The sequence below is a fragment of the Acetobacter sp. AC2005 genome (assembly GCF_037901235.1).
GTDB lineage: Bacteria > Pseudomonadota > Alphaproteobacteria > Acetobacterales > Acetobacteraceae > Acetobacter > Acetobacter oryzoeni.
Genome location: NZ_CP149625.1, coordinates 1,333,339 through 1,350,686, shown reverse-complemented (window position 1 = coordinate 1,350,686; position 17,348 = coordinate 1,333,339). Strand labels below are relative to the sequence as shown.

15 protein-coding genes are annotated in these 17,348 nt (G+C 52.4%); 8 read left to right on the top strand and 7 right to left on the bottom strand.

Annotation, left to right across the window (positions count from 1 at the left end; translation table 11 throughout):
* Positions 1-5: 5 nt before the first annotated feature.
* Complete coding sequence (locus QQM41_RS06580; RefSeq protein ID WP_339078044.1) at positions 6-2,153, bottom strand: GMP reductase; 2,148 nt, start codon at positions 2,151-2,153, stop codon at positions 6-8.
* Positions 2,154-2,354: 201 nt separating this feature from the next.
* On the opposite strand from QQM41_RS06580, the gene rfbB reads away from it, so the two are divergent.
* The 7 genes from rfbB to QQM41_RS06545 all read left to right on the top strand — a co-directional run bounded on the left by rfbB (position 2,355) and on the right by QQM41_RS06545 (position 10,471).
* Positions 2,355-3,413: a dTDP-glucose 4,6-dehydratase gene (gene rfbB, locus QQM41_RS06575; RefSeq protein ID WP_128106130.1), complete on the top strand. Its 1,059-nt coding sequence runs from the start codon at positions 2,355-2,357 to the stop codon at positions 3,411-3,413.
* Positions 3,410-4,321: a glucose-1-phosphate thymidylyltransferase RfbA gene (gene rfbA / locus QQM41_RS06570; protein WP_050818807.1), complete on the top strand. Its 912-nt coding sequence runs from the start codon at positions 3,410-3,412 to the stop codon at positions 4,319-4,321. The genes rfbB and rfbA overlap by 4 nt, the downstream gene beginning before the upstream one ends.
* Positions 4,322-4,368: 47 nt before the next feature.
* Positions 4,369-4,941 carry a dTDP-4-dehydrorhamnose 3,5-epimerase gene (gene rfbC / locus QQM41_RS06565; protein ID WP_339078043.1) on the top strand — a complete coding sequence of 191 codons (573 nt, stop codon included), beginning with the start codon at positions 4,369-4,371 and terminating at the stop codon, positions 4,939-4,941.
* 2 nt (positions 4,942-4,943) lie between these two features.
* A complete protein-coding gene (gene rfbD, locus QQM41_RS06560; protein WP_339078042.1) occupies positions 4,944-5,852 on the top strand; it encodes a dTDP-4-dehydrorhamnose reductase in 909 nt (302 codons plus the stop codon).
* A gap of 82 nt (positions 5,853-5,934) precedes the next feature.
* Positions 5,935-6,909: a glycosyltransferase gene (locus tag QQM41_RS06555; protein ID WP_408874579.1), complete on the top strand. Its 975-nt coding sequence runs from the start codon at positions 5,935-5,937 to the stop codon at positions 6,907-6,909.
* A 236-nt stretch (positions 6,910-7,145) separates the two neighbouring features.
* The gene (locus tag QQM41_RS06550; protein ID WP_339078040.1) at positions 7,146-9,797 is read left to right on the top strand and encodes a DNA translocase FtsK; all 2,652 of its coding nucleotides are present in this window, start codon (positions 7,146-7,148) and stop codon (positions 9,795-9,797) included.
* Positions 9,798-9,850: 53 nt separating this feature from the next.
* Positions 9,851-10,471 carry an RluA family pseudouridine synthase gene (locus tag QQM41_RS06545; protein WP_408874583.1) on the top strand — a complete coding sequence of 207 codons (621 nt, stop codon included), beginning with the start codon at positions 9,851-9,853 and terminating at the stop codon, positions 10,469-10,471.
* Here the strand turns inward: QQM41_RS06545 and QQM41_RS06540 are convergent.
* From QQM41_RS06540 to QQM41_RS06515, 6 genes are all read right to left on the bottom strand, one after another.
* A complete protein-coding gene (locus tag QQM41_RS06540) occupies positions 10,468-11,580 on the bottom strand; it encodes a glycosyltransferase family 4 protein (RefSeq protein ID WP_339078039.1) in 1,113 nt (370 codons plus the stop codon). The two genes, QQM41_RS06545 and QQM41_RS06540, sit on opposite strands and share 4 nt — an antisense overlap.
* 56 nt (positions 11,581-11,636) lie before the next feature.
* A complete protein-coding gene (locus QQM41_RS06535) occupies positions 11,637-12,308 on the bottom strand; it encodes a glutathione S-transferase (RefSeq protein ID WP_339078078.1) in 672 nt (223 codons plus the stop codon).
* A 24-nt stretch (positions 12,309-12,332) separates the two neighbouring features.
* On the bottom strand, positions 12,333-13,415 hold the full coding sequence (gene mnmA / locus QQM41_RS06530; RefSeq protein WP_003623382.1) for a tRNA 2-thiouridine(34) synthase MnmA: 1,083 nt from the start codon (positions 13,413-13,415) through the stop codon (positions 12,333-12,335).
* A 27-nt stretch (positions 13,416-13,442) separates the two neighbouring features.
* Complete coding sequence (locus tag QQM41_RS06525) at positions 13,443-13,757, bottom strand: ferredoxin family 2Fe-2S iron-sulfur cluster binding protein (protein ID WP_050818828.1); 315 nt, start codon at positions 13,755-13,757, stop codon at positions 13,443-13,445.
* Positions 13,758-13,834: 77 nt separating this feature from the next.
* Positions 13,835-14,998 (bottom strand): cysteine desulfurase family protein, encoded by a 1,164-nt coding sequence (locus tag QQM41_RS06520; protein ID WP_339078038.1) that lies wholly within the window; start codon positions 14,996-14,998, stop codon positions 13,835-13,837.
* A gap of 8 nt (positions 14,999-15,006) precedes the next feature.
* Positions 15,007-16,191: an aminotransferase class V-fold PLP-dependent enzyme gene (locus tag QQM41_RS06515; RefSeq protein ID WP_339078037.1), complete on the bottom strand. Its 1,185-nt coding sequence runs from the start codon at positions 16,189-16,191 to the stop codon at positions 15,007-15,009.
* A gap of 447 nt (positions 16,192-16,638) precedes the next feature.
* On the opposite strand from QQM41_RS06515, the gene QQM41_RS06510 reads away from it, so the two are divergent.
* Positions 16,639-17,304, top strand: a complete 666-nt coding sequence (locus QQM41_RS06510; RefSeq protein ID WP_003623374.1) for an alpha/beta hydrolase — start codon at positions 16,639-16,641, stop codon at positions 17,302-17,304.
* Positions 17,305-17,348: the final 44 nt, after the last annotated feature.

Sequence of the window (17,348 nt, the reverse complement as noted above, 5' to 3'; positions counted from 1 at the left end):
TACCCCTACAATGCAACAGGGAGCAATGCTTCGGCCTCAACACCCACCATGTTTTCTAGCTGACCAGAAGCAGGCTTTTCCTCCGCCTTCTGTAAAAACGGCCAATAGCGCAGGATCAGGGAAATTTTTTCCAGCGCATTCTGAACATTTTGTATCTCCTGCTCCACATACGTTTGATACGCCATGCCTGCAGGCATATCTGAGCCAGAAATATGGCGTGCACTCACAGAAATTCTTAAAGCACCGGCCATTTGTCCGCACACCCGTGCATAGGGCACAGCAACAGGCTGCCCGAGCTGATAACTTCTGGCCATAATCTGATGCGCAGTATCTGGGCAGCCAAATGGCAGATAGCCAGAAATATCCTGCTTTAACCACACATGTAGTTGACGACATTCCGCAAGATTTAGAACGGGGGTCATGCCACTGTTGCCCCCAGCATGTATCAGAAAAGAAAAAATGGTCTGCTGCTGATCCCACGCGTTGGGCAAGGCATCCCGCTTTACCAAGGCATCTGGCAACAGTTCTATTGTCTGATCCTGTTCCAGAATATGGCGTATGCCACTCAGAAACTGCTCCAAACGACTCATTTTTTCTGAAGCAGGCACATTGGCGAAATGTCTGATTTCAGCACAAGCACCCACCCAGCGTAGCAATAGCCCCAAATTAAACCCATTGTTTAAAGAAGCCGTTGCGTTACAGGCTGGCCATTCTGCCTGATTGAAATAGGCCACCAACCCCGATGGCAACACAGCATCATCCAACCGTTGCCGCCATGTTTCTGGCAATAAAAGCGCCCCACAAAACGCCGGGCCTGTATAAAATTTGGACCCCGTAACCATAACAGCCCAGTCTTGCTGCAAATAGGCCTTTATACGCTCCGGCATCAGGCGCGCCTGACACGCATCAACCACAACATCAATCTGGCCCGGATATGTATGGCATAATGCCTGCACCACCTGCATATCGGGAACAAGCTGACCGGTTTTTGAGGTATCCAGCAAATAGAGCAGCACGCGTTGTCCGGCTTGTACGGCGTTATGAATCTGCTGCTGGCAAATATGGAAAATATTTTGCCGAGAATTCAGTTTGCCGTTTTCGGTGCGCAACGGGGCTGTCACCAACTGCGTCCCTGCGGGAAAACCTGCTATTTTCTCGCTTTTACGAACACGGAACCCCAATGCAGTTGTGTTGGCAAAATGCCGCCCCTGCGTTGCCAATGGCACACCGCTGCCGGTTTCCTCCACCCCGGCCAACACCACACCTACAGCTGGGTTAACAACTAAAGAAAGAGCCAACGCAGCCAGTACAGAATCTGTGCCTGATGACGCTAAAATACAGTTGTCGGGTTTTTCAACACCATAGTATTGCGCCAAAAAAGCCTTGATACCCTCTGCCAACGCAAGCAACGGCTTTTCTGGGGGCTGCGTCAACATATCCCGCACCAGTTCTAACCGACATCGTTCCACTGCATTAAACGCATGTAGTGAGGGAGATGATGCCGTGGAAGAAGAATACTGCCCACCTGTTGCTGAAGGACGATAGGTGCAGCCATAACGGTTTTGATGAGTTTGCGGATCAAGCCCGAGTCTTTCATCCCCGCCTTCGGCCATCAGCACATCGGATGACCCGAGATAGGGCCACACGCGCTGCACCCACAGGCAAAAATCATCATCATTTTCTGTTTGGGCAGAAACAACATGTGGGCCATTTATGGCTGGAAACACAGAAGATACCTGTTGCCGGCATACCTTCTGCAACCATTCCATGTCTGGCAATGTCTCTGCTGCCAGCACTTCAATCCATGTTTCAGGATTGCTCTTTACAGCCCCGCCTGAAGCCTTCCACTTACGTGCAGCACTGCGTGCACAAGCCACCCAGATACGATTTAAATATTCTTTCACATTATGTGCAGAGAGGCTGTTCAGCAGAAAAACCATCTCCAGCGCCATGCGTGCATAAAAACAAGCTGTCTCTTTATTATCCAGAAACGCTTCCCCAAAAACAGGCCCCCATACTCCGTTACGCTTCTCACAAACAAACGGATCTGACTGCTCTGGTTTTCCAATAACAAAAGAGGAATCAGCCAGAAATGCCAGCTCCGGAACCATATGCACCCACTGCATCGGATCTGTTTGGCGGGTTCCTGTCATTGAATTAAAAATACCCTCATTTATAGAAGTTCTACCATACTCAGACTGTGTATATTTTTGTCTAACAGATGAGATATCCTTCTCTATCCATCTTTGTATAGAAAAAACATAAGAATGCTGGAGAATTGCTTTCTTATCCCATATGACTGATAAGCTATTATCAGGCAATTATATCATTCTGGTCTTGAAGAACGACATAGCATGCGCATCTTATTAACTGGTGGTTGTGGGTTTATCGGGTCTGCCGTTATTCGCCACATCATACACAATACCTCACATTCTGTCCTGAATGTTGACTGCATGACCTATGCAGCCTCACCTGAAACGGTTGAGGATGCTCCAGAGAGCGAACGCTATACGTTCTCACAGACCAACATCACAGATACACCTGCGTTGGAACAGTTGTTCAACAGCTTTAAACCAGATGCAGTTATGCATTTGGCGGCGGAAAGTCATGTTGATCGCTCCATTGATGGGCCTGGGGTCTTTATCCAGACAAATGTAGTGGGCACATACTCCATGCTGGAGGCCGCCCGCAAATACTGGATGACACTGGATAAGGAAGCGCAACAAGCCTTCCGTTTCCACCACATTTCTACGGATGAGGTTTTTGGTGCACTTGGCCCCAATGATCCGCCATTCACCGAAACAACGCCTTATGACCCGCGCAGCCCGTATTCTGCCAGCAAAGCCTCTTCCGATCACTTGGTTCGGGCATGGTATCACACTTTTGGGCTACCCACTTTTGTCACCAACACGACAAATAACTACGGTATCTGGCATTTCCCTGAAAAACTGATCCCGCTGATCACCATCAACGCCATTGAGGGCAAGGAACTGCCCGTATATGGCAAGGGTGACAACGTGCGTGACTGGTTGTTTGTAGAAGACCACGCCGAAGCCTTGGTGAAAGCTGTTGAAAAAGGCAAACCGGGCGAAACCTACGCTATTGGCGCACGCCAACCACGCACCAATCTGGAAGTTGTGCAGACAATCTGCCGCATTCTGGATGAACTTTGCCCCGATGCAGCAGGCCCGCGTGAACGGCTGATCCGTTACGTAACAGATCGCCCCGGGCATGATTTCCGTTACGAAATTGATCCTTCCCACGCCGAACAGGCGCTGGACTGGAAAGCCAAGCATAATTTTGAAGCCGGCATCCGCCGCACTGTCCAGTGGTATCTGGACAACCGCACATGGTGGGAAAACATTCGTGCCCGCCGCTATACAGGCCAGAGACTGGGAACCACCGCTCCATGATTCACAAACCTGCTACTCCTACCCCCATGAAGGGCATCCTGCTGGCGGGCGGATCCGGCACGCGCCTTTACCCCATGACACTGGCAGCCAGCAAACAGTTGCTGCCCGTTTACGATAAGCCAATGGTCTATTATCCGCTTTCCACGCTCATGCTGGCAGGCATCAAGGATATCATGATCATCAGCACCCCGCTGGATCTGCCACAGTTTAAGCGCCTGCTGGGTGATGGTTCTCAGTTTGGTGTAAACTTTGAATATCGCGTCCAACCTTCACCCGATGGTATTCCACAGGCTTTCCTGATTGCTGAAGACTGGTTGCAAGGTGCACCTTGCGCATTGGCGCTAGGTGATAACCTTATTTTTGCTGATCACCTCAGTGCTTCCCTTCAGAAAGCAGCAGCACGCCCTCAAGGTGCAACTGTTTTTGCGTATCAGGTACGTGACCCCGAACGGTATGGCGTTGTTTCCTTTGATGAAACAGACCGTGCGCTTGATATTGTAGAAAAGCCCACTAATCCGCCTTCAAACTGGGCCGTAACTGGCCTGTATTTCTATGATAGCCGCGTGCTGGATTTTGCCAAAAAGGTAAAACCTTCTGCACGTGGTGAATTGGAAATTACAGATCTGAACCGTCTTTACCTGGAAGATGGCAACCTACAAGTTGAGCGTCTGGGGCGTGGTTGTGCATGGTTGGATGCCGGTATTCCCGACAGCCTGCTAGAAGCCAGCCAGTTTGTGCACACCATTCAGGCCCGGCAGGGCATGCTTGTAGGTTCTCCGGCAGAAGTGGCCTTCCGTATGGGGTATATTTCTGCAGATCATCTTAAAGAGCATGCCAAGCGCATGGGCAAAACAGAACTGGGCCGGGTGCTGTTTAACCTCGCCTCATCTGAAGGAGCAGGCCGTTAAGGCCTGCTGTGTTCTTTTCCCCGTAGCAACGCAGGAGTTTCCCGCGCATGAAATCCGAACGCCTTGCCATTCCCGATGTTATTCTGATAACGCCGCCACGCTTTGGTGACAATCGTGGGTTCTTTTCAGAAACCTACAATATCGAACGCATGCGCGAAGCAGGCATTACGGAACCTTTTGTGCAGGATAACCAAAGCCTTTCCCGCCAGAAAGGTGTTATTCGTGGCCTGCATTGCCAGCTTGATCCGTTTGCACAGGGCAAATTGGTGCGCTGCACGCGTGGTGCCATCTGGGATGTTGCCGTAGATGCCCGTACAGGCTCCCCCACTTATGGCAAATGGGTTGCAGCCGAACTGTCCGAAGAAAATTGGTCCCAGCTCTGGATTCCGCCGGGCTTCCTGCACGGCTTCTGCACTCTGACTGAAAATGCAGAAGTGCAATACAAATGCACCGCTCTTTACAGCAAAGCATCTGAACGTGCCGTTATCTGGAACAGTGCAGAACTTGGCATAGATTGGCCTGTTAAGACCGAGGACGCCGTATTGTCTGAAAAAGACTTGCTGGCCCCAGAGTTTTCAGCTGCCAAAGGGTGGTTCCAGTATACGGAGAAAGAAAGCTGAACATGAGCATTCTGTCTGAAACTGGTGGCCCTGTTCTGGTAACTGGCGGAAAAGGCCAGCTTGCAACATCTCTGGTAAATCTTGGGGGGCCGCGTATCCGTTGTGTTGGCCGCCCGGATTTTGACTTTGACCGCCCTGAATCACTGAAGACAACGCTAGACGCCATTAAACCTGTTGCTGTGGTAAATGCCGCAGCATGGACAGCTGTTGATCTGGCAGAAAGCGAGCCCGAAGCCGCTGCCCGAGCCAACACAACGGGGCCAGAACTGCTGGCACACCTGTGTGCAGAACGTGGCATTCCCTTTATCCATGTTTCCACAGATTATGTGTTTGCTGGAGACAAGGGCAGGCCGTATGTGGAAACAGACCCTGTTTCCCCCCAGACTGTTTACGGCAGCACCAAAGCTGAAGGGGAACAACGCATTTTGGCAGCAGACCCACGCAGCATTATTCTGCGCACTTCTTGGGTTTATTCAGCGCACGGAAAAAACTTTGTGCGCACAATGCTGAATGCTGGTGCCAAAAACCCAGCCTTGAAAGTTGTGGGTGATCAGCGCGGCAACCCTACCTGTTCCGATGATCTGGCACAGGCCATTCTTTCCATCTTGGCCACTATTGAAAAAACCGGCTGGAAAGATGAATACGCAGGCATCTACCATGCTTGTGGCACTGGTGAAACAACATGGCATGGTCTGGCCGAAGCGGCGCTGCAAAAGGCGTCTGAATATGGCCAAGCCAAACCCACCATTACAGCCATCCGCACAGAAGATTGGCCAACACCAGCCAAACGTCCGGCAGACTCTCGCATGGATAACAGTAAACTTGCGCGCGTTTTTGGCATTCAAATGCCGCAATGGCAGGAAAGCGTGAATAAAGTGGTGCACCACATCTTCTCTGCCCCATCTTTCTGACACTTCTTATGGGGAATAGGCGGCCCCAAAGAGGTTATCTTTATCAATATCCGCCTAGCAGAACGCAGAAGTGAACAGTTAGGTGCAAACACCAAACGTGCAACACGGAATGGCCCCTCCCCAACATCAGGACCCCATTCCTGTTGCCGTTTTACTTTCCGTTTACAATGGCGCTGCTTTTTTAAATGACCTGTTAACATCCCTCAAACAGCAAACGCATACAAACTGGGTTCTGCTGTGGCGAGATGATGGGTCTACAGATGCAAGCATAGATTACATGCATCAGTTTGCGCTGGATGTTGGTATTCAACGTTGCAGGCAAATTACTTCGTCCCATACACATATGGGGGTCGTGCGTTCTTACGCCACACTTCTGCAAGATACCCCAGAAGGCTACTTTGTTGCCTTTTGTGATCAGGATGATGTCTGGTTTCCCGATAAACTGGAACGTGGGCTTAAAGCCCTGGCAGTCACGCAAAAACCTGCACTTTATTGTTCCCGGCAGCGCCTGACAGACACCAAATTGCGCCCAATCAGCATTTCACCGCCGTTACCGCCAAACCCGTGCTTTCAAATGGCATTAACGCAAAATATTGCTACGGGCTGCACCATTATGCTTTCCCCGCCCGCGGTCCATCTCTTACAAGGCAGTCTTTCCCCGCCAAACCATATTTTGCATGATTGGTGGGCTTATCTGGCTGTTACTGGTGCAGATGGCATAGTGATTACAGACAATCAGCCAACACTGTTTTATCGCCAGCATGAAAATAATGCTGTAGGGGCACCTGCTTTATTTATGCAACGCGCATTAGCTGCTCTGCGGCGCGGGCCTTGGCAATTTATGTCCATTTTTCGGGATAATCTGGCGTATCTTGGCAAACAAACTTATCTTTCAGCACCCAATAGCCATGTTGTAGATGCGTTACAGAAAGTGCTGTCACAATTAGGTTTAATAGGAAGATGGCGCAGATGGTGTATGCTAAAACACTCGCCTAAACTGCGTAGATATACTTGGCCAGAACAGATTATTTTCAGGCTGTGGTTTCTTCTGGGCTGAATAAATATCTGATATTTTTAAGGAGGCTCTGCGGCCTCCCCTCACCAAACTGCACATAAATAACGCATTATGAGCAAAATTATGTGCGCAATATCTGCATTTTCTCTGCATATTCCTTAACAAAACCATCTTCCGGTGCTTCTGCTATAAAGCTGTTCACGATAGATTACCGCTACAGTTAAAACCGAATCATTCTCATCAATCACCCGCAAACACATTTCCGACATGCAGGAAATGTGTTTCGGCTTCTGGAGTCAGGATCAACACCCTTGGCGCGCATAAGCCCTACGCAATCCGATCAGTATCCCCCATCCTCACACAAAAGCACGTTGCGTTTGCGCCTAGAGGAAGGTGGTGGGCTCGCGCTATGCGTTCTGGCCTGCGCTTTATTGGCTGCGCTTGTCAGCTATAATCCGAATGATCCATCCTTCAATACAGCAACAGGCCAACCACCCACCAACCTGTTAGGTATAAGCGGAGCCTTTTTTGCCGATACGCTGTTACAGGGCGTAGGGCTGGCGGCGATTCTGCCTGCATTGATTTTGATTGCGTGGGGCTGGCGGTTTATGAGCCACCGGCTGTTGGGACACGAATCTTGGCCTGTATTTGCCATGCGTGTTGTAGCCATTTTATGCCTGCTGCCAGTTTCTGGCGCGCTGCTGGCCGCTATTCCCCTGCTCTTTACAGCTTTACCTGCCATTAACTGGCCAACCCAAGCTGGCATTGGCGGAGGCATTGGCCATTCCATCGCTCAAACATCTATTGCTGCTGGTATGGCGGCCATTGGCCCGGCCGGTGGCATGGTGCTGTGGCTGCTTGGGCTGCTACTGGCTTTTCTGCTGATGGCTTTAGCCACGGGCCTACGGCGGGAGGAATGGTTTGCCATCTGGCGCGTAACACTTATGTTGCTTCGCTTGCCGGGAAAACTTGGGGTGCGCTTCGTGCGTTACTATGCCAGCCGCAAACCCCAGACAGATACCTATACCCCTACGGAAACGGCTGATTTTTATAAAAACCGGCCTCAGGCATCCTCACAGTCTCTCTTTTCTCATGATGAGCCAGAAGTAGAGGATATCCCCCGCGCGGCACCAATATCTACACCAGCATCTTCAGGCACAGCTTTGGTGCTGCATCATGAAGAAGACAGCAAAAAACCTATGGCATCTTCTTCCATGGAATTGGCACATCATACGCCTGATCCAGCGCCTGCAGCCACGCCGGCTCCAGTTGTCACACAAGCGCCCCCTCCGCCGCCAGCAGCAGAAAAACCAGCCAAATCTGGCCTTCTGGGCCGCCTGTTTTCTGGAAGCGCAAATCAGGAAAGCAGTGCAAGCGCTACGGTGCGTGCTGGTGCCACTGTACGTAAAGGTGGTTGGGAACTGCCGTCTCTCGGCCTTCTCAAGCCCGCTCCAGCCAATACACGCACGGGCCCTTCCCCAGAAGCACTACATGCCACGGCACGCCTTTTGGAACAGGTACTGGCCGATTACGGTGTGCAGGGCAAAATTGTGGGCATGAGCGCAGGCCCTGTTGTGACGCTCTATGAACTGGAGCCTGCACCGGGCATTCGCTCTGCCCGCATTATTGGTCTTTCAGACGATGTGGCACGTTCTCTTTCTGTGCTGAGTGTGCGTATTGCCACTGTGCCGGGCCGCAACGTGATGGGCATTGAAGTGCCCAACCAAACGCGTGAGACAGTTTATCTTTCCGAGCTCCTCAATCAGCCCACATGGCGGGATGAGCCAGGCCAGCTTCCTTTGGCTCTGGGTAAAGATATTTCTGGTGAACCGGTATTTAGTGATCTGGCGCGTATGCCGCACTTGCTGGTAGCCGGCACCACGGGTTCGGGTAAATCCGTTGGTGTTAACGCCATGATTCTTTCGCTGCTTTATCGGCTTTCCCCCGATGAATGCCGCCTGATCATGATTGACCCCAAGGTGCTGGAACTTTCCATCTATGATGGCATTCCGCATCTGCTCACACCGGTGGTGACAGAACCGCCAAAAGCCGTAAACGCCCTTAAATGGGTAGTGCGCGAAATGGACCGCCGTTACCGCACCATGGCGCACATGCAGGTGCGTAACATTGCTGGGTATAATGCCCGTGCAGCAGAGGCCCGTGCCGATGGTGAAGTGGTTGTACGCCGCGTGCAAACAGGGTTTGACCCCGAAACCGGTAATCCGGTTTTTGAGGAACAATCTGTTACGCTAGACCCCATGCCCTATATCGTCGTGATTATTGACGAAATGGCTGACCTGATGATGACGGCCGGGAAAGAAATTGATGCCTGCGTGCAGCGTCTGGCCCAAAAAGCCCGTGCTGCTGGTATTCACGTTATTATGGCCACACAGCGCCCTTCTGTGGATGTGATTACCGGCACCATTAAAGCCAACTTCCCCACCCGTATCTCCTTCCAAGTTATCAGCAAGTTTGATAGCCGCACCATTTTGGGCGAACAGGGTGCTGAACAGCTTTTGGGCCAGGGTGATATGCTGTTCATGCAAGGTGGCGGCCGCATCACCCGTGTGCACGGCCCGTTTGTGGCTGATAGCGAAGTGGAACAGGTTGTTAACTTCCTGAAGGAACAGGGAGAACCTGTTTACGATGATGACGTGCTGGCAGAACCTGTGGATGAAACAGCATCCTCCAACAGTGGTTCTGGCCGTTCTGGAGGCGGTGATAACGGCGAATCAGAAATGTATGATGAAGCCGTTTCTATTGTGACCACTGAAGGCAAAGCTTCCACCTCCTTCATTCAGCGCAAGCTTTCCATCGGCTATAACCGTGCAGCAAAGCTGATTGAGCAGATGGAAAAAGAAGGCATTATCAGCCGAGCAGACCATGTTGGTCGCCGCAAGGTACTGGTTGGCGCCAATAGGGAGGACTAAACATTTCCGCCCACCTGCCCCCTATCCTTTATCAGGATCATCATCTGGTTATCCTGAACAAGCCAGCGGGCCTGCCTGTACATGCAGGCCCTGCCGGTGGCCCAAGCGTTGAAGACTGGTTTCCCCTACTTTCTCGCCGCAAGGATGGGCCTTGGCTGGCTCATCGGCTGGATACCGATACATCAGGCTGCTTGGCCATCGCCTTACGCAAACAGCCTCTTTTGGCTTTGCAGCAAGCCTTTGCCACTAAAACAGCACAAAAAACCTACTGGGCAGTTGTACAAACCGGCCCACAGGCAGAGACTGGCCGCATAGACCTACCACTTGAAAAACAGTCCTCTAAAAAAGGCTGGCGCATGGTGGCATCTCCTTCTGGCGCAGCGGCCGCTACGCGCTGGAAGGTTCTTGGCCGCAGTAAGGATTTATGCTGGCTGGAACTCACCCTTGAAACAGGGCGCACACATCAGGCCCGTGTACATTGCGCCGCCATGAACTGGCCTATTGTGGGTGATCCTCTTTACGGCACTACGCACCCAGATGGATTGCACCTTCTGGCCAGAAGTTTGATCCTGCCATTTTCTCCACCCATTACAGCAATTGCGCCCCCAAGATCTGGCATGAAAGCAGCTTTGCAAGCGTGTGGGTGGGCACCTGACAAGGAAACCAAACTTTAGAAGAAGAGGCGTTTATTTTCTTTTTGCGGCCATGCTTTTACAATTTCCTCATGTAAAAGCTGCCGTTTTTTACGGATGATTTCCGCATCAAATTTGCGGACTTGCTGGTACCCTGCAACAGACATTTGGCTACGTTTTTGCGGATCATTCATGAGATCCCGCAAGATATCTGCCAAAGCAGGCACATCATCCGGGTTAGCATATACCCCGGCAGTTCCAACCACTTCTGGCAAACCACCATGAGGGGAAGCAACCACTGCAGCCCCCATACCCATGGCCTCCAATGCCACCATACCAAAAGGTTCTGGCCAACGGCTGGGTATCACCACAATGGCCGCCTGCCCCATGGCTTCCAGCACTTTATGGTGAGGCTGATATCCAGCCATTGCCACATGGGCTGCCTGCGCTTGCACACGCAACTGCTTTAAAAAAGGCATTTGCGGAGAATCCGGGCCAAATCTGTCTGCACCAATAATTTCAGCACGCCATGCGGGATGAGAAGGCAAGACCTTAGCACACGCAGCCACAAAGGAATCCACGCCTTTATCCGCTACAACACGGCCGGCAAACAGCAACAGATTCTCGCGCGTTGGAGGGGCCTTAGGCAGAACTGAAAAGTCCAGACAATTGGGCAACACATCTACATCTGCTGCTGTTTCTGAACTGTTAAAGCGCTTTCGCACCCATTCAGAGACTGCAACCACCGCCACCTTGCGGGCCAGTATTTCTCGTTCTGCTGCTGTACGTGCCTTTTTCATGCCGCATGGATCATTATGCAGCACCACAGAAACAGGAAGATTTGGGAAACGCTTGCGTAACCCCAATGCAATATCCGGCCGATTATGAACTTCAACAAGTTCCGGCTGAAGCTGCCGAATTTTTTTGGCCACCCCAGCAATATATCGGCCTATCCGCCCCAATGGATACAAAACGGAAGGCACAGGCTGAAAAGCAACGCCCTGAAAACTGGGAACAGACAGAGATGACCCGATAACAGTTTCACCTTCTAACACTGTGCGGTGCACCAATAACGCAATGGCCCCAGCTTGTTGCGGTGCAAATCTTTCTCGGGGAGGTAAAACTGTTAGAACCCGTAAGGCGTGCGCCATTTTACCCCTCCGGCATCATACGCTCTGTGGTGCATACTGCAGAACGTCACACCGTATCAGGGGATGGATTCATAGATATCCAGCTGCCACTCTGCTGGTTCATCCGCTGCCTCTTGATACCATTCCTGCATTAGGGGGTGCTGACGCACGACATCCATATACGCGCGGGCAACATCAGATAGTCCCGTAACACCGTAGGACAGAAAGCGGCAGACAATCGGGGCAAACATGGCATCTGCATTCCCAAAAGATGCACCAAACAGATATGGACCATCAGCCCCGTAACGGGTTCTGGCATCTGTCCAAATTGCATCAATCCGGGAGATATCCTTCAGCACATCTTCCGTCAGAGGCTCAGCCAAGGGGCGGGCATCTCGGCCCAGATTCATAGGCAGAGCAGAACGCACACCACGAAAGCCGGAATGCATTTCGGCTGATATGGAGCGCGCTATCGCACGTTCACATCGTTCGGATGGCCAAAGAGCAGGTTGATATTCTGCGCAGTATTCCGCAATTGAAAGCGAATCCCACACCACCGCACCTTCATGCTCCAGATACGGCACGCACCCGTTGGGGGACAGTGTTTTCAGCACTGTGGTTTTGCCACCACCTGCCAGTGGTACAACGTCTATATCAACATTCAGTTGCGCCAGCTTGACCATAAGCCAGCCCCGCAAAGACCACGAAGAATACCGCTGTGTACCAATAACAAGCCGACCATCAGCCATCATTCGTGCCCTTTACCTAAGAGTTTACGCTGGAACAGTTTCTTCCATACGGCGGATAAACCCACCACCCAGAATACGTGTGCCCTGATAGAATACACAGGCCTGCCCGGGTGCGGGCATGGCTGGTTCTTCCAGATACACCATGGCGCCATCTGGTGTAGGCACCACGCGGGCAGCCCGAGGCTCCTCACGTGCGCGCATTTGCACACGGCACACTAAGCCTTCTGGTGGTGCATCTACCAGCCAGTTCACATCCCGCACAGAAAGCGCCGTAACAAAGGATTTTTCCCGCGGGCCAATAATCACGCGCCTGCGGCCTGGTTCTACACCAACCACCATCTGGCGTTCGCCATTCAGGCGCGCGGCATTCCCCAGCCTTTTGCTTTGCCCCACGGTAAAACGCATAACGCCTTCGTGCTGGCCTACAATCTGCCCCTGCTGGTCCACAATTTCACCGGGACCTGCCATTTCGGGGTGCATTTTTTCCACCAGATCCACGTAGGAGCCATCGCTTACAAAGCACAGGTCCTGACTATCAGGCTTGCCTGCAACCACCAGACCAAAGCGCTCGGCTTCTTTTCTAACTGCTGCCTTGTCTGGCATATCGCCCAGTGGAAAACGCAAAAACTCAAGCTGATCCCGCGTGGTGGCAAACAAAAACCAGCTCTGATCCCGGTCTTCATCACACGGGCGGTGCAGTTCTGCACCATCTGGCCCTTCTACGCGGCGGACATAATGGCCTGTTGCCATGGCATCTGCGCCAATTTCACGCGCAAGGCCCAGCAAATCTGTAAACTTTACGCCCTGATTACACGCCACACAGGGCACTGGCGTTTCACCTGATGCATAAGCATCCGCAAAACGCTCTATAACGCTATCCTTAAAGCGGCGTTCCGCATCAATAACGTAATGCGGAAAGCCCAGAAGATCCGCCACTGCGCGGGCATCACGAATATCCTGCCCCGCACAGCACGCACCTTTTTTTGCAGCCCCGCGCGAATCGTAAAGCTGCAAGGTAGCACCCACAACTTCATGCCCTTCCTCCAGAAGGCGGGCAGCTACAACAGAGCTATCCACCCCACCAGACATGGCAACAAGTATACGCATGAGCGCTATATCCTTTTAAAAACGACTTCAGGCCTTGCTGGGCAGGCGTACAACCAAACCATCCAGCGCTTCTGTCATGACAATCTGACAACCCAAGCGAGATGTCTTTTCCAGCCCGAAAGCCAGATCCAGCATATCTTCTTCATCATCCGTAGGGGCTGCCAGCTTGGGTGCCCAAGTTGGGTCTACAATCACATGGCATGTTGCACAGGCCAAAGAACCTTCACATGCGCCTTCAAGGTCAATGCCGTGCTTATGGGCAATTTCCAGCACAGAAAGGCCAACCGGCGCATCCACTTTGTGTTCTGTTCCGTCCTGTTCAACAAATGTCATCTGGGGCATTGGTTTCCATCCTGCCAAAGGCTGTTTCATTGCGGCATGTGGGGGTATGGCGTTCTGTTGGGCTGCAACCTGGTAACTTACGTTACACTGCGCACCCGCAAGACAGCCTGCGCCAAATTGTCTGCCGCGCGTTCTGCTTCGGCGGCTGAGGTAAAACGTCCGGGAGACAGACGCAAGCTTCTTCCCGCTTCTTCTCTATTCAATCCCATTGCTTCCAGCACATAAGATGGGGCCAGTTCTGCCGAAGAACAGGCCGAACCCAAAGAAACAGCAAGATCAGGCATAACCGCCACAACATCCAGCGCAGGAACCCCTGCGGGCAAACGCAGATTAAAAATACCCGGCAAACGTGGGGCCGATGCTGCGTTAACCTCACACCCCGGCAATACGGCATCCAGCTTATTTAGAAAAACGCGCTGTAACATGGATAAATGCTCAAAACCGGTATCCAGCTCCTGCTTTGCAATCTGGCAGGCTTCGCCAAAAGCAGCCACCAGAAAACCGGGGACAGTGCCAGAACGCACACCACGTTCCTGCCCTCCGCCAGAAAACAGCGCTGCCAAACGCACCCGTGGCCGACGCCGCACAAACAATGCCCCAGCACCTTTGGGGCCATACAGCTTGTGGCTGGAAACAGAAGCCAGAGCCAAGCCCCAAGCGTGCACATCTACAGAGATTTTTCCTGCGGCCTGCGCCAGATCAGAATGCATTAGAGCGCCTGCCTCATTCACCAAATGGCCCAGAACAGACATATCTTGCAGCACGCCCGTTTCATTATTCGCGGCCATAATGGAAACAAGGGCTGTGGGCACTTTTAACGCCTCTTGCAACACAGATGGATCAAGCAGGCCGTTAGTATCCACTGGCAGCACAACAGGTTCAAACCCTTCCTGCGCCAGATCCCGCACGCTTTCCAGAACACATTTGTGCTCTGTTGCTACAGTTATAATGCGTTTACGCGGGCTACCCTGTGCGGCCAAGTGGCGCGCAGCCCCTTTAATGGCCAGATTATTGGCTTCTGTAGCGCCCGATGTAAAAATGATTTCCTTGGCATCTGCCGCTATCAGGTTGGCAACCTGATAACGTGCATGGGCCACCCTGTCTGCCGCGCGCATCCCTGCTTCATGCGTTGTGCTATGGGGGTTACCATTTTCATGGTCCAGAACATCCAGTAATACTGCACGTACACGGGGATCACACGGTGTGGTGGCTGCATGATCAAAATAAATGGATGAAGCCATGCCCAAAATTACACCACAGAATCCACAAGCCCAATAGATGCCGAGCTTTGTGCCATACGAGTGTAAGACTCGATAAAGCGGGCAACATCCTGCTCTGTCACATTCCACGGCAAGGAAACACGTAAAGCTTGCCCGGCCAGATCTCCTGCGCCCATCGCTTCCAACACGTGTGAAAACGCCACTTTACCGGAAGAGCAGGCAGAACCGGCCGAAACACAAATACCGTCCAGATCCAGCCGCATGAGCTGTGCCTGCGCGCGCTTGCCCGGCAATGCCAGAGAGGTGGTATTATTCAACCGCGGCACGTCTGCCCCAAACACTTTTGCACCTGCAGCCACTGCTGCCTGTTCAATACTATTCCGCAATGGGGCCAGATCTCGTGGCTGTTCCAATGCAGCATCCAAGGCTGCCGCCAGTCCTGCAATAGCAGGCAGCGGCGGTGTTCCGCCACGGCGGCCCTGCTCCTGCCCTCCGCCCTCAAATAGTGGCAACACACGCGCAGGTGCCGGACCACGCAGTAACAAAGCCCCTGCCCCTTTTGGCCCACCCATTTTGTGGCCTGAACATGCAAGGCTATCGATTCCGCTGTTTTCAACAGAAAGTGGCAAACGTCCGGCAGCCTGCACGGCATCAACATGCAAATGCGCGCCATACTTCCGGCACAGCAAAACCACATCATCAATCGGGTGCAGCACGCCTGTTTCATTATTAGCCAGCATCAAACACACAAAGGCGGGTGTTTTGTCCTGCGCCAGCGCCTGTTCCAGCTTATCCAACTGCACCTGACCGTTGGTATCTACATCCAACCATGCCACTGGTGCATCTTCTGGCGCACCTTTGCGTACAGCATCGTGCTCTGTGCGGCCGATCAGGAATCGGCGTCCTTGGCCGAGTCCCCTCATGGCCAGCACGTTAGCTTCTGTACCGCCTGATGTAAAAATACAGTTTAGCGGCGCTACATCCAGATAACGCGCAACCGTATTACGGGCTTGCTCCAATAAAGCGCGAGCTTTACGGCCTGCGCGATGCACGGAAGATGGATTTCCTGTTAAATCAACGGCTTCCAGCAACGCGTCCCGCGCTTGGGGGCGCAAGGGCTCTGTTGCATTGGCGTCCAGATAGACCACATCTGAACCACTGCTGTTTCTTTCTGTTCTGCTTGTCATGATGCCCCGAATCAGATCGCCTGCCACACAGACATGCCATACCCAAAAGGGCTAAAAACAGCCATTATAACGATTTATGTGGAAATCTTGGCACCACAGCCGCTATAGAAAGCCGCATGGTCAACACCACGAGGTGCAGCATGCCCCATCACGCTGGGAGAAAAGACTTCCCCCACGCATTACGATCTCCACGGAATCTCGGTGCATGATTATGCCTGTGTCTTCTCTCAGGTCAACGGCAGAAAACATCTTCTGCTATTTTCTCTACACATCAGAGACACCATATACCTGAAAGACCTTTCTTTTCCGTTTTCTCCCCACAAACGGAAAAGAAAGGTGTGTTGAACATTTAACTGCGCGGCCTCTGACCCGCATGGCCTGATTAGAAGCGTGGCATCGTTTTTAATCAGACCTGTTTACAGAACCCGGAAACGTCATGCCCACGGACGTTTTCCATGATCAAGCGGAACCCGAATGCCAGAGGTTATGTTTGCCGGCCCTGATGGTCGTCTTGAAGGGCGCTATCACCATTCAAACGAGCCCAACGCCCCGCTTGCCCTCGTGCTGCACCCTCACCCGCTGCACGGCGGCACCATGAACAACCGCATTACCTATGCGCTGTATCGCACGTTCGAAAAGATGGGCTTTTCCGTCATGCGTTACAATTCGCGCGGGGTTGGCCGTTCTCAGGGACGGTTTGATGGCGGTATTGGCGAAATTTCAGATGCTGCCGCAGCGCTAGACTGGATGCAGATGGTTAACCCCAATGCCAGCGGGCTGTGGATTGCCGGTTATTCTTTTGGTGCTTTTGTTGGCATGCAGTTGCTGATGCGCCGCCCGGAAATTACCGGCTGGATTAGCATTGCACCACCTGCCGCGCATTATGATTTCGGCTTTCTGGCACCTTGCCCCTGCGGCGGCCTGATGATTGCCGGCGGCAAGGATGATATGGCCCCAGAGCCTGCCATTCATAAACTGGTGGATAAGCTGAACACCCAAAAAGGTGTGACGGTTGATTACCGGGTTTTCCCCGAAGCAGATCATATCTTTGCCAAACAGGTAGATAAGATTACCAACGCGGTGGAAGACCACGTAACCAAGGCCATGGCGCACCACAACATGCCTCTGGCGGCAGACTAAAAAGCCGCTTTACTGCTGCCAGCCGCTTCTTATGGGCTGGCAGC

Bases quoted from the DNA above. Each gene is read 5' to 3' on its own strand.
- mnmA (WP_003623382.1), bottom strand. From the start codon at position 13,415: ATGCGTATACTTGTTGCCATGTCTGGTGGGGTGGATAGCTCTGTTGTA.
- rfbA (WP_050818807.1), top strand. From the start codon at position 3,410: ATGATTCACAAACCTGCTACTCCTACCCCCATGAAGGGCATCCTGCTG.
- rfbB (WP_128106130.1), top strand. From the start codon at position 2,355: ATGCGCATCTTATTAACTGGTGGTTGTGGGTTTATCGGGTCTGCCGTT.
- QQM41_RS06510 (WP_003623374.1), top strand. From the start codon at position 16,639: ATGCCAGAGGTTATGTTTGCCGGCCCTGATGGTCGTCTTGAAGGGCGC.
- QQM41_RS06535 (WP_339078078.1), bottom strand. From the start codon at position 12,308: ATGGCTGATGGTCGGCTTGTTATTGGTACACAGCGGTATTCTTCGTGG.
- QQM41_RS06540 (WP_339078039.1), bottom strand. From the start codon at position 11,580: ATGGCGCACGCCTTACGGGTTCTAACAGTTTTACCTCCCCGAGAAAGA.
- rfbC (WP_339078043.1), top strand. From the start codon at position 4,369: ATGAAATCCGAACGCCTTGCCATTCCCGATGTTATTCTGATAACGCCG.
- QQM41_RS06520 (WP_339078038.1), bottom strand. From the start codon at position 14,998: ATGGCTTCATCCATTTATTTTGATCATGCAGCCACCACACCGTGTGAT.
- rfbD (WP_339078042.1), top strand. From the start codon at position 4,944: ATGAGCATTCTGTCTGAAACTGGTGGCCCTGTTCTGGTAACTGGCGGA.
- QQM41_RS06525 (WP_050818828.1), bottom strand. From the start codon at position 13,757: ATGCCCCAGATGACATTTGTTGAACAGGACGGAACAGAACACAAAGTG.
- QQM41_RS06580 (WP_339078044.1), bottom strand. From the start codon at position 2,153: ATGACAGGAACCCGCCAAACAGATCCGATGCAGTGGGTGCATATGGTT.